Source organism: Streptomyces graminilatus, assembly GCF_001418565.1.
In the GTDB taxonomy this organism is placed as follows: domain Bacteria; phylum Actinomycetota; class Actinomycetes; order Streptomycetales; family Streptomycetaceae; genus Streptomyces; species Streptomyces graminilatus.
Genome location: NZ_LIQQ01000231.1, coordinates 15689 through 28768, shown reverse-complemented (window position 1 = coordinate 28768; position 13080 = coordinate 15689). Strand labels below are relative to the sequence as shown.

Here is a 13080-nt window from a genome sequence, read left to right as displayed (position 1 = left end):
GGGGACGTACTGGCGACGGTGGTGACCCTGCTCAACCCGGGCGTGCTGATGATCGCGGGCGACCTGGCCGGCACGCCGTTCCTGACCGGCGTACGGGAACTGCTGTACCAGCGGGCGCTGCCGCGCTCGACCGCTCATCTGGACGTGGTGACGTCGAGGCTGGGGGAGCGGGCGGGACTGGTGGGGGCCGGGGCGATGGTCGTGGAGCACCTGTACGCGCCGGAGCGGGTGGAGGAACGGCTGACGGCGCTGGGTGTGTGAGCGTGCGGGATGGTGAGGGAAGGCGTGTGACGGGGGTGTTTCCCGTCTGCTTCCCGTCCGCGCCGGTGTCCGCATGGTGAAATCCGGGCGGACTCTTGTGCGTGATTCTCGCCACCCCTGATAGGGGTTGCGCTCAGATGAGCGGATCATGGGCGGCTGCACTTCTCAAAGGATGGCACTGAGTGCCACCCTTTGATCGTTCATCGACGGAACTCAGGCGTGGCGTAGTACGCTCATGTGAGCGACAAATTGCGCATGCGGCCGCGATTGCCTTCACTAAGTGAAAACATGCCGACCCCCCTGCTTGCCAAGCCTTGACTTTGGATCTGCTGGCGGATGGATGGTTACAGGCGCATGACGCGCAAGTGGACGTACCCAGACGCCTTCGATCTGGGTATGTTCCTGGCCGTCAGGGCAGCCACCGCGTCCTCAAGGAGTTGGGACCCGTGTCGGAAAACAAAGATCCCCACGTAGCTCAGCCGGCCACCAGTGTTGAGGACGTGAAGTTCGTTTACGACTTCACCGAGGGCAACAAGGACCTCAAGGACCTTCTCGGCGGCAAAGGTGCCAATCTCGCCGAGATGGCCAACCTGGGCCTCCCGGTGCCTCCGGGCTTCACGATCACCACCGAGGCCTGCAAGACGTACCTCGACAGTGGCGAGGAGCCCGCGGCACTGCGTGACGAGGTGAGTGCGCACCTCGCGGCCCTCGAAGCGGCCATGGGCAAGAAGCTCGGCCAGGCCGACAACCCTCTCCTGGTCTCCGTCCGTTCCGGGGCGAAGTTCTCGATGCCCGGCATGATGGACACGGTGCTGAACATCGGCCTCTCCGACAAGTCGGTCCAGGGCCTCGCCAAGCAGGCCGGCGACGAACGCTTCGCGTGGGACTCGTACCGCCGGCTCATCCAGATGTTCGGCAAGACGGTCCTCGGTGTCGAGGGCGAGCTGTTCGAGGACGCGCTGGACGCGGCGAAGACGGCGAAGAAGGTCGCCGTCGACACGGAGTTGGAGGCCGCGGACCTCAAGAAGCTGGTCACCAGGTTCAAGAAGATCGTCAAGACCGAGGCGGGCCGCGACTTCCCGCAGGACCCGCGTGAGCAGATGGACCTCGCGATCCACGCGGTGTTCGACTCCTGGAACACGGACCGCGCGAAGCTCTACCGCCGCCAGGAACGCATCCCCGGTGACCTCGGTACGGCGGTCAACATCTGCTCGATGGTCTTCGGCAACCTGGGCCCCGACTCGGGCACGGGCGTCGCGTTCACCCGCGACCCGGCCAGCGGCCACCAGGGCGTCTACGGCGACTACCTTCAGAACGCGCAGGGCGAGGACGTGGTGGCGGGCATCCGCAACACGGTCCCGCTCGCCGAGCTGGAGCGGATCGACAAGAAGTCGTACGACCAGTTGATGCAGATCATGGAGACCCTGGAGAACCACTACAAGGACCTCTGCGACATCGAGTTCACCATCGAGCGCGGCCAGTTGTGGATGCTCCAGACGCGGGTGGGCAAGCGCACGGCGGGCGCTGCCTTCCGTATCGCCACGCAGCTCGTCGACCAGGGCCTGATCGACGAGGCGGAGGCGCTCCAGCGCGTCACGGGCGCGCAGTTGGCCCAGCTCATGTTCCCGCGCTTCGACGACCAGGCGAAGGTCAAGCAGGTCGGCCGGGGCATCGCGGCGTCGCCGGGTGCGGCGGTCGGCAAGGCGGTGTTCGACTCGTACACGGCGGTCAAGTGGTCGCGTTCGGGGGAGAAGGTCATCCTGGTCCGCCGGGAGACCAACCCCGACGACCTCGACGGCATGATCGCGGCCGAGGGCATCCTGACGTCGCGGGGCGGCAAGACGTCCCACGCGGCCGTGGTCGCGCGCGGCATGGGCAAGACCTGTGTGTGCGGCGCGGAGGAGCTGGAGGTCGACACCAAGCGCCGCCGGATGACGGTCCCGGGCGGTCATGTGGTGGAGGAAGGCGACCTGATCTCGATCGACGGTTCCAGCGGGAAGGTGTACCTCGGTGAGGTCCCGGTGGTCCCGTCGCCCGTGGTGGAGTACTTCGAGGGCCGGATGCACGCGGGCGCCGACGACGCCGACGAACTGGTGGAGGCGGTCCACCGGATCATGGCCTTCGCGGACCGGAAGCGCCGGCTCCGGGTCCGGGCCAACGCGGACAACGCCGAGGACGCGCTGCGGGCGCGGCGGTTCGGCGCCCAGGGCATCGGCCTGTGCCGTACGGAGCACATGTTCCTCGGTGAGCGGCGCGAGTACGTGGAGCGGCTGATCCTCGCGGACACGGACGCGGAACGCGAGGAGTCCCTGAAGGCTCTTCTCCCCCTACAGAAGCGGGACTTCGTCGAGCTCTTCGAGGCGATGGACGGACTCCCGGTCACCATCCGCCTGTTGGACCCCCCGCTGCACGAATTCCTGCCGGACATCACGGAGTTGTCGGTACGTGTAGCCCTCGCGGAGTCCCGCAAGGACCCGCACGAGAACGACCTGCGCCTGCTCCAGGCGGTGCACCGGCTGCATGAGCAGAACCCGATGCTCGGGCTGCGTGGAGTCCGTCTGGGCCTGGTCATCCCCGGCCTGTTCACGATGCAGGTCCGGGCGATCGCGGAGGCGGTGGCCGAGCGCAAGAACGCCAAGGGCGACCCGCGCGCCGAGATCATGATCCCGCTGGTGGGCACCGTCCAGGAGCTGGAGATCGTGCGCGACGAGGCCGAACAGGTCATCGCCGAGGTCATCGAACAGACCGGCGTGGAACTGAGGTTGGCGCTGGGCACGATGATCGAACTGCCACGAGCAGCTCTCACGGCCGGCCAGATCGCGGAGGCGGCGGAGTTCTTCTCGTTCGGCACGAACGACCTGACGCAGACGGTGTGGGGCTTCAGCCGGGACGACGTGGAGGCCTCGTTCTTCACGGCGTACCTGGAGAAGGGCATCTTCGGCGTCTCCCCGTTCGAGACGATCGACCGCGACGGCGTCGGCTCCCTGGTCAAGTCCGCGGTGGAGGCGGGCCGGGCAACCCGCCCCGACCTGAAACTCGGCGTCTGCGGCGAACACGGCGGCGACCCGGAGTCCGTCCACTTCTTCCACGAGGTGGGCCTGGACTACGTGAGCTGCTCACCGTTCCGGATCCCGGTGGCGCGGCTGGAGGCGGGGCGGGCGGCTTCGTCGTCGGCGGGGAGTGATCACCGCTAGGGCCCATTGAGGGCGCCCAGAACGCCGGAACCGCTGCCTTGTCCCCCGACCCTCAGCGACAGGGCGGCGATTCCGGAGCACGAGAGAGGGCGGCACCCCTGTGCGGGGGGTGCCGCCCGCTTGTGGTTTCTGCAGCGCTCACCGAAGGCCGTCAGCCGGCTCCTACGGAACCCCCGTCGGTGTGGGACACCTGACCGCTGATGGCATTCACGCGGTACGTTTCGCCTGGGGTTGAAGTCTGCATTTCATCGTCTTGCTGAGTTGAGTCACTTGTCACGTTCACGAGCCAGTGTGGTACCCAATTGCCGTCCTGGTCCACGGCTTTGACGGTGACGGCTTTGACTTGAAAGGCCGCGTCAGCCGCGTCATCGGCCGGCAGATGTGCTGTCAGCGCCTTGGTGACCGCGTTCTCAGCCTGTTTCGCGTCGAGTTCGGCCTTGGGGAGCTTCACACGGGTCGGCCCCAGGGTGACGTCGACCTGGGAAACGTGCCCGGCCCTGTCGACCTGCACGTCCAGCGTCCTGGGCATCTGGACGCCGCCATGGGCCCATCGCCAGTTGATGATCCAGCCCAGTTGGGCCTTCTCACCGATGGGGTGCGTCTCTTGCACATTCGCGCCCTTGACCCACGGGTATTGCTGCTGGGCGTACAACTGCGCCACCTGTGCGGCCTCTTGGCCGGTGGAGGGGATTTCGGCCCCTGTCACCGGATATCCCATGTTGGTAGGGTGATCGCCGCTCTCCAGCAGCAGGTTCAGGTGCTTCTTGTCCGGCCAGGACAGGCTGCCGTTGCCGAAATCCTGCCCCTGACCCTTCTCGCGACTGGTCAATTGGAAGATGATGTTCTTGCATGGCAGACCCACGCACGGCTGCTGATACATCCCACTGATCTCGTAGTGGTCACCGAATGCTTCCTTCACGGCGGTCTCGACGGCTCGCTCCTGGTCGGAGTCGACAGCGGAGAGGCCGGTGCCGTCCATGTTCGTGAAATCGAGCATGGGGCGCGCGACTCCCTCACCAAGGAGCAGGAACGCGGCGAAGGCGATCAGCGCACTCTTCAGACCGGCCTGCCAGTCGAGCGACGAGCGCACCGTGAGCACGGTCGCGGCGATGCCCAGTCCCACCAGTCCGCCGATGATGTTCATCTCGGCGTCCGAGCTGTCGCATACGCGCCCCAGGCCGTCCACGGTGGCCTGGGTGAACTCGATGCCCGGGGGCAGGACGACAACGCCGACAAGGGCAGGCAACGGTCGGCGGACGGCCAGCAGCGCGAGGGCGCCGACGGGCACCATCATGAGGAGGTTCCACAGACCCTGCGTCGTGTGGAAGGGCTCGGCTAACAGGTGGTTGAGGACGCACGAGCCACTTGCCCGGCCGCCGTCCATGAAGGTGACTCCAAGCACACCGGTCAGGGTGAAAGCGAGCCCGGCCCACCACATGCCGTGAGGATTGGCCAGTCTGCGGGCGAGCGCCCAGGCCGCGCCACCAAGAATGAGGGCGGTCAGTGTGCAGGCGGTCAGGTAGCCGACCTGGTGCTGAAAAATCGCGGTAAACACGGCGCGTTCCTTGCGTGGTCGGGGCGAACAGACATGGGGGCGCCAAAGGCCCCGCCTGAGTAGGACGGGGCCCGTGAGGTCGCTGGTTTCAGCTCGGCCATGCCAACCGGCGATTCACCTCACAGCCGCGCTCGCCGGCATCTGCCACGACCCGCTCGCCGCCACCCAGCCCCGGACCGGAGTCGCTGGCCCCGGCCTATCGGAAGGCTGCGATGTGGCGCCGGGCCCAGTCGGCGAATGTGCGGGGCGCTCGGCCGAGGAGACGTTCGACGTCTGGGCTGATGAGCTGCTCGGCCGGGGTGGGCTCGCCCAGGATGGTCAGCGTGGTGTCGACCACGGGCTCGGGCATGAACCGCAGCATCTGCGCGCGGGCTTCGTCTCGGGTCTGCTCGATGAACCGGACGGGTTCGCCGAGTGCGTCCGCGATCGCCTCGGCCCATTGGCGGGGTGTGCTGAGGACGGGCCCGGTCAGCTCGTACGTCTGTCCTGCGTGGCCGTCCTCCCGCAGGGCGATTGCGGCGACCTCGGCGATGTCGTCCGGGTCGATGGTCGGCAGGCCGATGTCGGCGAACGGCGCGGCGGTGGTCCTTCGGGCGCGGATCGACTCGGCCCAGGCGTACGCGTTGGAGTCGAAGCCTCCGGGCCGCAGGATCGTCCAGTCCAGGCCCGACTGCCGGACGGCGTCCTCGATCGACTGTCCCAGGGCACCGTGAGAGGCCGAATCCGGTCGGGTCGCGACTCCTTGGGAGGACAGCAGGACGACCCGCCCGACGCCGCCGGCCTTGGCGACGCCGAGGATGTCCTGCGGGCTCAGCAGGTGCGCGCTGGGGCCGCCGCTTTGCAGGAACAGCGCGTCGGCTCCGTCGAGAACGGGTCGAAGGCTCTCGGGGTCGATCAGGTCCGTCCGCGTGTGCCGGACGCCCTCCGGCAGGTCGGCGTCCGTGATACCCCGAGATGTCGCGGTCACCCGCGCACCGGCTGCCGCGAGGACCCGCACGAGCGAGCGGCCGACGTTACCGGTCGCCCCCGTCACTACGATCATGAACAACTCCCGTGTCGATTCAGCATGGTTGCCGACGCGGAGAGCTGTTCTCCGGGCGACACGAGGACGCTAACAGCGTCGATATAGTAGGTACCTAGAGGAAAGTGACTATCCCTAGGTGGTGTGTATGGCTGGTGACGCCGACCGGGTGGCTGACGCCGCGACCGATCCCGAACTCGCCTGTCCGACCAGTGCGGTCGTGGACATCGTGTTCAGCCGGTGGACCACACCGATCCTGTGGACTCTCCATACGCACGGCCGGCAACGGTTCGTCGAGCTGGAACGGCTGATCGGCACGATCACACCGAAGGTGCTGACCCAGCGGCTGCGTCAGCTGGAACGCGACGGCATGGTCGTGCGTACGTATCACCCGGAGGTCCCCCCTCGGGTCGAGTACGAGATCACCGAGCTGGGCCGCAGCCTGGCCCCCCTCTTCGCCCATCTCGCCGAATGGGCGTCCGGCAACCTGGACAAGGTCGAGCGGGCCCGGCACGACTACGACGCCGTTCCGTCCCGGTAGCGCGGCAGCGAGAGTCCGCCGTAATGGGATGTCGGTCAGGCCGCTGATCCGGCGTGATCGCCGGCGGACCGCGGACCGTCCTTCGGCCCGGCCGCCGACCAAGATCAATCGCAGGTCGGCCGATTAGGGTCGGAGGCATGACAACACCTTTTGACGGCAGTGCCTTTGACTCGCTCCGCCTCGACGCCGTGCCCGATCAGGAGGCGTTGCGCCGGGTCTACGAACTGCCCGGCGACGCGGCCGTACGGAAGCAGATGACCGAACTCACCGAGCAGACCCGGCGGTTGATCGGCTGCTCATCGCTGGTCCTGGTCGCCAGCGTGGATGCCGAGGGCAACTGTGACGTCTCGCCGCGCGGCGGCCCCGCCGGATTCGTCGCCGTCCTGGACGCATGGACGGTGGCGATACCGGACGCGACCGGCAACAAGCGGCTGGACACCCTGCAGAACGTCATCGCCACCGGACGGGCCGGGCTGCTGTTCGTCATTCCGGGGCGCACCACGACGCTCAGGGTGAACGGCCGGGCCTGTGTCTCCACCCGCCCGGAGCTGCTGTCGCGGCTGACCGCCGTGGGCAAGCCGCCCGCCAGCGCGCTGGTGCTGGGGATCGAGGAGGTCTACCCGCACTGCCCCAAGTCCCTTCTGCGCAGCGGGGCCTGGAAGCCGGAGGAGTGGCTGTCGGCGGACGCCCAGCCGGCCTCGGCCGAGGTGACGCTGGCTCAACTGCGGAGGCCAGAGCTGACGATCGCCGACATCGAGCAGGTGGAGGCGGACTCGCTGAAGTACCGGTACGAGTAACCGGCCGGCCCGCGACGGCTGAACTGAACCACCGGCCGGCCGAACCTCCGTCGGACCGGCACGGCCCAGGACCGATCGCGGAGCAGGCGCCTGGTCGCCCCGCCGTGCGTGATCAACTCGGCGAACCAGCAGTGGCAGTTGGTCAGGGGGCCGGGTTTCGCCCCCTCGCCCAGCGACCCCACCCCGCACCCTCCAGGCGTCCCGATCATCTCGAACGTCGCGGTGCGGAATGAGGCGGAATGAGCGGGACCGCCCGCCCGGCCACCTGCGCCGCTACCGGAGCGACAGCCTTGACGTCCTCGGCATCCTCGGCATTCTCGGGTTGCGATACCTGATGGTTACCTGGCATTACCTGATGGTTACCTCGCATTTCGCGTTAGATATGCCTCATATCGGGATTTACTCGGAGTAAGCGGCTTGCTGTCACTTACTGGATTGGTGCCCCTCGGATAAAGTTGCGCACCTTGGTCACCAGTTCGTATGAGGTGGCCGGGTTGGGTGGGAAGTCGCCGGGTCGTTCCGGCCCGAGGGTGGGAAATCCGATGAGTTCAGTGGGTCCCGTGCGGACCGGGGGGCGTCGTGCCGTGCGCCAGAACGGCGGGCGGCGACGGGCGGGGCGTGGTCAGAACGCCTCGCTGGGGCTGTTGCCGCTGCCGCCGACGGACAGGGAGAAGTACTCCTACGCGCACCGGAACCTGTGGATCCTGACGATCAGCTCGCTGATCAGCTTCTGCTGCCTGGTGGTGAGCCAGTTCAAGCTGGCGCAGTCCACACCGGTGCTGTGGATCTACGTGCCGCTGCTCGTCTTCACGGTCGTCTACTACCTGGTGTCGTTGCGGGTGAACGGCTTCACCCGGGACTTCGACATCACGCACCACCGGCAGCTGGTCCAGAACTGGCGGCCGGAGGTGTATCCGTCGGTCGATGTGTTCCTGCCGGTGTGCGGCGAGCCCATCGAGGTCCTGCACAACACCTGGCGGCACGTGCGGGCGTTGGCCGACCGCTACCCCGGGGTCTGTGTGCCGTTCGTCCTCGACGACGGCGCCAGCCCCGAACTGGAGGCGATGGCACGTGACTTCGGGTTCCGCTATGGCACCCGGGAGAACCGAGGCTGGTTCAAGAAGGCCGGCAATCTGCACTTCGGGTTCGGCCAGTCCGACGGGGAGTTCCTCCTCATCCTGGATGCCGACTTCACCCCGCGCGCGGACCTGCTCGAGGAACTCCTGCCGTACATGCAGGAGGACCCGCGCATCGGTATCGTCCAGTCGCCGCAGTACTTCCGGGTGCTGGACTCGCAGAACTGGATCGAGCGCGGCGCAGGCGCGGTGCAGGAGCTGTTCTATCGGTCCGTGCAGGTCTCCCGGCAGGGCAGCGACGGCGCGATCTGCGTCGGCAGCTGCGCCATCTACCGCCGCGCGGCCCTGGAGACCAACGGCGGTACGACCCTGATCGAGCACTCCGAGGACGTGCACACCGGCTTCGATCTGCGCGGCCTGGGCTGGGACCTGCGCTATGTGCCGGTCGCCGTCTCCACCGGCGTGTGCCCGGACAGTGCGGGCGCCTTCTTCAACCAGCAGTACCGCTGGTGCTCGGGATCGATGAGCCTGTTCGGCAGCCGGAAGTTCTGGCAGCGCAAGATCAGGCTCTCCAGCCGGCTGTGCTACATGTCCGGTTTCTTCTACTACATTCACACCGCGCTGTTCACCTTCGCCGCGCCGGTGATACCCATCGTGCTGCTGGTGATGATGCCGGAGAAGCTCAAGGTCGAGCATCTGCTCCTGGTGCTGCCGAGCATCGTGTACACCACGATCATCTTCCCGATGTGGCACAAGGCGCCCTACCGCCTGGAGGCCTGGGCGGCCCGCATGATGTACGGCTGGGCGCACGTCTTCGCCATCTGGGACATCCTGCGCAGGAACCGCATGGGCTGGCAGCCGACCGGCTCCTCCGGCGCCAAGAAGAACAAGACCCGGCGCTTCTGGATCGGCATGTGGGTGTGGAGCGGCGGTACGGCCCTGGTCTGGGTCGCGGCTGCGGTGTACCGGACGTTCACCATGAACGCCCCGGACTTCGCCCTGGTCCTGTCCTCCGGGCTCTTCTACGCGCTCGTCGTGGGCCGCGTCCTGGTGCAGCCCCGGTCCGAGACGGCTGCCTGATGCACAAGGCGAAACGATCCTTCCCTCGGTGGGCACTGCTTGCCGCCTGTCTGATCACCGCGTTCGCCCTCGGTGGCCGCCTGCTCCTCGGCGGCAACGACGGCTCGTCCGGGACCGGGCAGGGCAAGGCCACCGGAGCGGGTTCCTCCGCGGGCCCGTACTCCGACCCCCCGTATGACGTCGTACCCCTGCTCAAGCCCGCCAAGAAGTACTTCGGGGCGGCGGTGCCCGGGGCGCCGACCTCCATGAAGGCCGCCGACGCCTACGCGAGGATGGTCGGCAAGCGCCCCAACCTGATCGAGTACTACGCGGGCTGGGGCGACGGCTTCGACGCCGGCGGGGTGCGCCGGGCCTGGGCCGAGGGGGCCCTGACCCTGATGTCCTGGGAGCCTTTCGACACCTCTCTCGCCGACATCGCCGCAGGGAAGTCGGACGCGTACATCGAGGAGTACGCGACGGCGGTCCGGAGGCTGAACCTGCCCGTCGTGGTCGACTTCGCGGACGAGTTCAACGGCCACTGGGACGCGTGGGGGACGCGGCACACGACGCCCGCGCAGTATGTGGCCGCCTGGCGGCACATCCACCAGAGGTTCCTGGCCGCCGGTGCCTCCAACGTCATCTGGGCCTGGGCGCCGAACATCGTCAACCCGGTGCCGGACGTGAAGCTGAAACCGTACTACCCGGGCGACGCGTACGTCGACTGGGTCGGCCTGGTCGGCTACTTCACGGCGGGCCAGGACAATGCGTTCGACAGCGTGTTCGGGCCCACCCGGGACCAGATCCGTACCTTCAGCAAGAAGCCGATGCTCCTGCTGGAAACCGCCGCCGTGCCAGGTGAGCGGCGCCTTGCCGACGTCAGCAACCTGTTCGCGGGCGTCAAGGCCGACAACATGATCGGCTTCATCTGGTTCAACTACAAGAAGCGCGCCGACTGGCGGCTCGAGGCGAGTCCGCTGGCGCTGCAGGAGTTCAAGCGCCTGGCAGCCGACGACCGTTTCGGCTTCGACGTACGGAAGCTGTCATGACCTCGCGACCCGAGCACTACACGCCCCAGCCCTACGACCCGTACGCCGACGACCCCTATGCCGACGACTACACGGCCGGCGGATGGTTCAACTCCGACGGGTACGTCCCGCGGCAGCCGAGCTACGACGGTCATGAGGGCTACCAGGGACATCAGCAGTACGAGGTCCACCAGGGGAATCAGTACTACGAGGTCCACCAGGGCCACGGCCACGACCCAGAGGTGTACCCGTACCAGGAGCGGGACGACCAGCCGACGTTCGCGCTGCGCACGGTGGCGGAGCCGGTACCGGCGGAACCCGGCTACCGGATCCCCGAGACCCCGGACGCGGGCTGGGACGACACCCCGAGCCGTCGCCGGGCATGGGTCAGCCGCGGGGTCCTCGCCATCATCCTGATCGTCCAGACGGTGCTGTCGCTGCGGCTGTCCAACACGGCCTTCCAGGACGAGGCCCTGTACCTGGCGGCGGGCCACAACATCATGGAGCACTGGGCGAACGGCACCCCGCTGCACAGCGGCTACGAGTCGTACTTCTCCGGCTCGCCGATGCTCTACCCCGTGGCCGCGGCCCTCGTCGACGGCTGGTTCGGCCTGTCCGGGGCCCGTCTGCTCAGCCTGCTCTGCATGCTCGGCGCCACCGCGCTGCTGTACTCCTTCACCCGTCGCCTGTTCAACGAGCGGGTCGCGCTGGCGGCCGCCGCGCTGTTCGCGGTCACCCAGCCGACGATCGTGCTGGGCCGGCTGGCCGTCTACGACGCCCCGGCGATCCTTCTGGTGGCGCTGTCGGCGTGGATCATCGTCCGCACCAACCGCGCGCCCGTGCTCGCCGTGCTGCTCGCGGCGCCGGTCACGGTGCTGGCGGTCGCGGTGAAGTACGCCTCCGCGCTCTACGTGCCCACACTGGTCGTTCTCGCCGCGCTGACCGCCTGGCACCATCGCGGGTGGCGCTGCGTGCCGCGTGCGCTCCTGTTCGGCGTCGGCACCGCTGTGCTCGGCGGGGTCGGCCTCGTGTACACCGACGTACTCGCCGGTGTGCGGCAGACCACCACCAACCGGGCCCACGGCACGGACGCCACCTGGACGCTGGTGCAGAAGTCCGCGGAGTGGGGCGGCCTGATGTTCGCCACCGCGGTCGCGGGGGCCGTCGCCTATGGGCTGCGCGGCCGGATGAACGAGTCGCCCCGCTCCTACGGCCTGCACGGACCGGGCTGGCGCTGGCGTGCCCTGCTCGGCGTGACCCTGACCGGGACCGCGCTGCTGGCACCGGCGTACCAGATCCACCTGCACACCGCTGTCTCGCTCTACAAGCACGTCGACTTCGGTCTGCTCTTCGCCGCCCCGATGGCAGGCATCGGCGTGATCCGGCTGGTCGGCAAGCACTTCCGCTACCCGCAGCTGGGCATCATGATCTGGGTCATCGCGCTGTGCCTGGGTGTCTCGCAGGCCGAGTGGCGGTTCGGGCTGTGGCCCGACTCCAGGGGCCTGGTCAAGGCGATCGAGCCGTACATGAAGCCCAAGGGCCGCTACCTGGGCGAGACCGACGAGGTGCCTGTCTACTACCTGCGCGACAGGACGACCGACTCCCAGTGGACCTCCACCTACGTCATCGGCTACCCGGACAAGAAGGGCGTTGTCCATCACGGGAAGAACGGTTACCGCCTAGCCCTCCGGGACGGCTGGTTCGACCTTGTCGTCCTGGACGGGGTCTCGACACCGGGGCTGGACACGTACATCGAGCGGCAGGTAACCGCCAGCGGGCACTATCGCCTGGTAGGCAAGATCCCCTTCCGGCTCAGCTCGGGCGACACCCGCGCCTACCGGGTCTGGGCGAAGACCTCCTGACGCCGCCCGCTCCCTCCCTCCTCTGGTCAGGAGTACACCACCGGGCACCCCCGTCTGAGCGAGTGCTGTGCCGCCCGCAGGTACACGGCGACATAGAACGCGGCGTCCAGATCCTCGCCCCAGGGCCCCGACCGGGCCGCAGCCAGTCTTTCCGCCGTGCCGTCCAGGAACCAGCTCGTCACGTCCAGGTTGTCGCACATCTCCGGGACCTCGGGCGGCAGCGCGACCGCCGTTGCCAGCTTCTCGGCGGTTGCCAGGACCTGGGGAGCTCCCGCGATCACCGTCGAGTCCGAGTACGCGGACTCCACCGGCAGCTCGATCACCTCGTCCAGGGACACCGGCACCAGTACCGTCCAGTCGAGGAGCGTCTCTGTCTCCGCCTGTGTCAGGTGCTCCGCGCACAGCGACACGAAGCCGTCCATGGGCGGGACCAGTTTCTCCTCGAAGGACCGGCCCGACCCGCGTACGAAGTCCGCTCTCGCGGGTACGGAGTCGTACCGGGGCAGGCCCCGGCGTACCAGCTCCTCGTTCAGGCCCGCCGCGATCTCCGCCCGACCGCCTTCCTCCTCGTCCTCACTGAACCAGTCCTCCGCATCGACATCGACCAGGTAAACGCCCATGACCGCAACGTACTGCGCACCACTGACATCGACCCCGGCGCGCAGTACGCACGGACGGGCGGACGGGCG

9 protein-coding genes and 1 pseudogene are annotated in these 13080 nt (G+C 67.9%); 7 read left to right on the top strand and 3 right to left on the bottom strand.

The window, feature by feature from the left end; all coding sequences use genetic code 11:
* Together AOK08_RS20280 and ppdK are read left to right on the top strand one after the other, a co-directional pair.
* Positions 1–261 (top strand): annotated as a pseudogene (locus tag AOK08_RS20280) (sugar kinase); the annotation flags it as partial.
* Between the two features lie 446 nt (positions 262–707).
* Complete coding sequence (gene ppdK, locus AOK08_RS20275; RefSeq protein ID WP_055527853.1) at positions 708–3455, top strand: pyruvate, phosphate dikinase; 2748 nt, start codon at positions 708–710, stop codon at positions 3453–3455.
* Positions 3456–3606: 151 nt separating this feature from the next.
* Here ppdK and AOK08_RS20270 read toward each other — a convergent pair whose 3' ends face one another.
* Both AOK08_RS20270 and AOK08_RS20265 read right to left on the bottom strand, forming a co-directional pair.
* Positions 3607–5010 carry a VanZ family protein gene (locus AOK08_RS20270; RefSeq protein ID WP_055527852.1) on the bottom strand — a complete coding sequence of 468 codons (1404 nt, stop codon included), beginning with the start codon at positions 5008–5010 and terminating at the stop codon, positions 3607–3609.
* Positions 5011–5206: 196 nt separating this feature from the next.
* Complete coding sequence (locus AOK08_RS20265) at positions 5207–6052, bottom strand: NAD(P)H-binding protein (protein ID WP_055527850.1); 846 nt, start codon at positions 6050–6052, stop codon at positions 5207–5209.
* A 127-nt stretch (positions 6053–6179) separates the two neighbouring features.
* On the opposite strand from AOK08_RS20265, the gene AOK08_RS20260 reads away from it, so the two are divergent.
* From AOK08_RS20260 to AOK08_RS20235, 5 genes are all read left to right on the top strand, one after another.
* Positions 6180–6572: a winged helix-turn-helix transcriptional regulator gene (locus AOK08_RS20260; protein ID WP_055527848.1), complete on the top strand. Its 393-nt coding sequence runs from the start codon at positions 6180–6182 to the stop codon at positions 6570–6572.
* A gap of 137 nt (positions 6573–6709) precedes the next feature.
* Positions 6710–7369: an MSMEG_1061 family FMN-dependent PPOX-type flavoprotein gene (locus AOK08_RS20255; protein ID WP_055527846.1), complete on the top strand. Its 660-nt coding sequence runs from the start codon at positions 6710–6712 to the stop codon at positions 7367–7369.
* Between the two features lie 740 nt (positions 7370–8109).
* Positions 8110–9525, top strand: coding sequence for a glycosyltransferase family 2 protein (locus AOK08_RS20245; protein WP_055527858.1), 1416 nt, complete (start codon positions 8110–8112; stop codon positions 9523–9525).
* Positions 9525–10550 (top strand): glycoside hydrolase family 26 protein, encoded by a 1026-nt coding sequence (locus tag AOK08_RS20240; protein ID WP_079054150.1) that lies wholly within the window; start codon positions 9525–9527, stop codon positions 10548–10550. Before AOK08_RS20245 ends, AOK08_RS20240 begins: the two co-directional genes overlap by 1 nt.
* Positions 10547–12391 carry an ArnT family glycosyltransferase gene (locus tag AOK08_RS20235; protein WP_055527842.1) on the top strand — a complete coding sequence of 615 codons (1845 nt, stop codon included), beginning with the start codon at positions 10547–10549 and terminating at the stop codon, positions 12389–12391. The genes AOK08_RS20240 and AOK08_RS20235 overlap by 4 nt, the downstream gene beginning before the upstream one ends.
* A 26-nt stretch (positions 12392–12417) precedes the next feature.
* On the opposite strand, the gene AOK08_RS20230 is transcribed toward AOK08_RS20235, so the two are convergent.
* Positions 12418–13011: a hypothetical protein gene (locus AOK08_RS20230; protein WP_055527841.1), complete on the bottom strand. Its 594-nt coding sequence runs from the start codon at positions 13009–13011 to the stop codon at positions 12418–12420.
* Between the last annotated feature and the right edge of the window lie 69 nt (positions 13012–13080).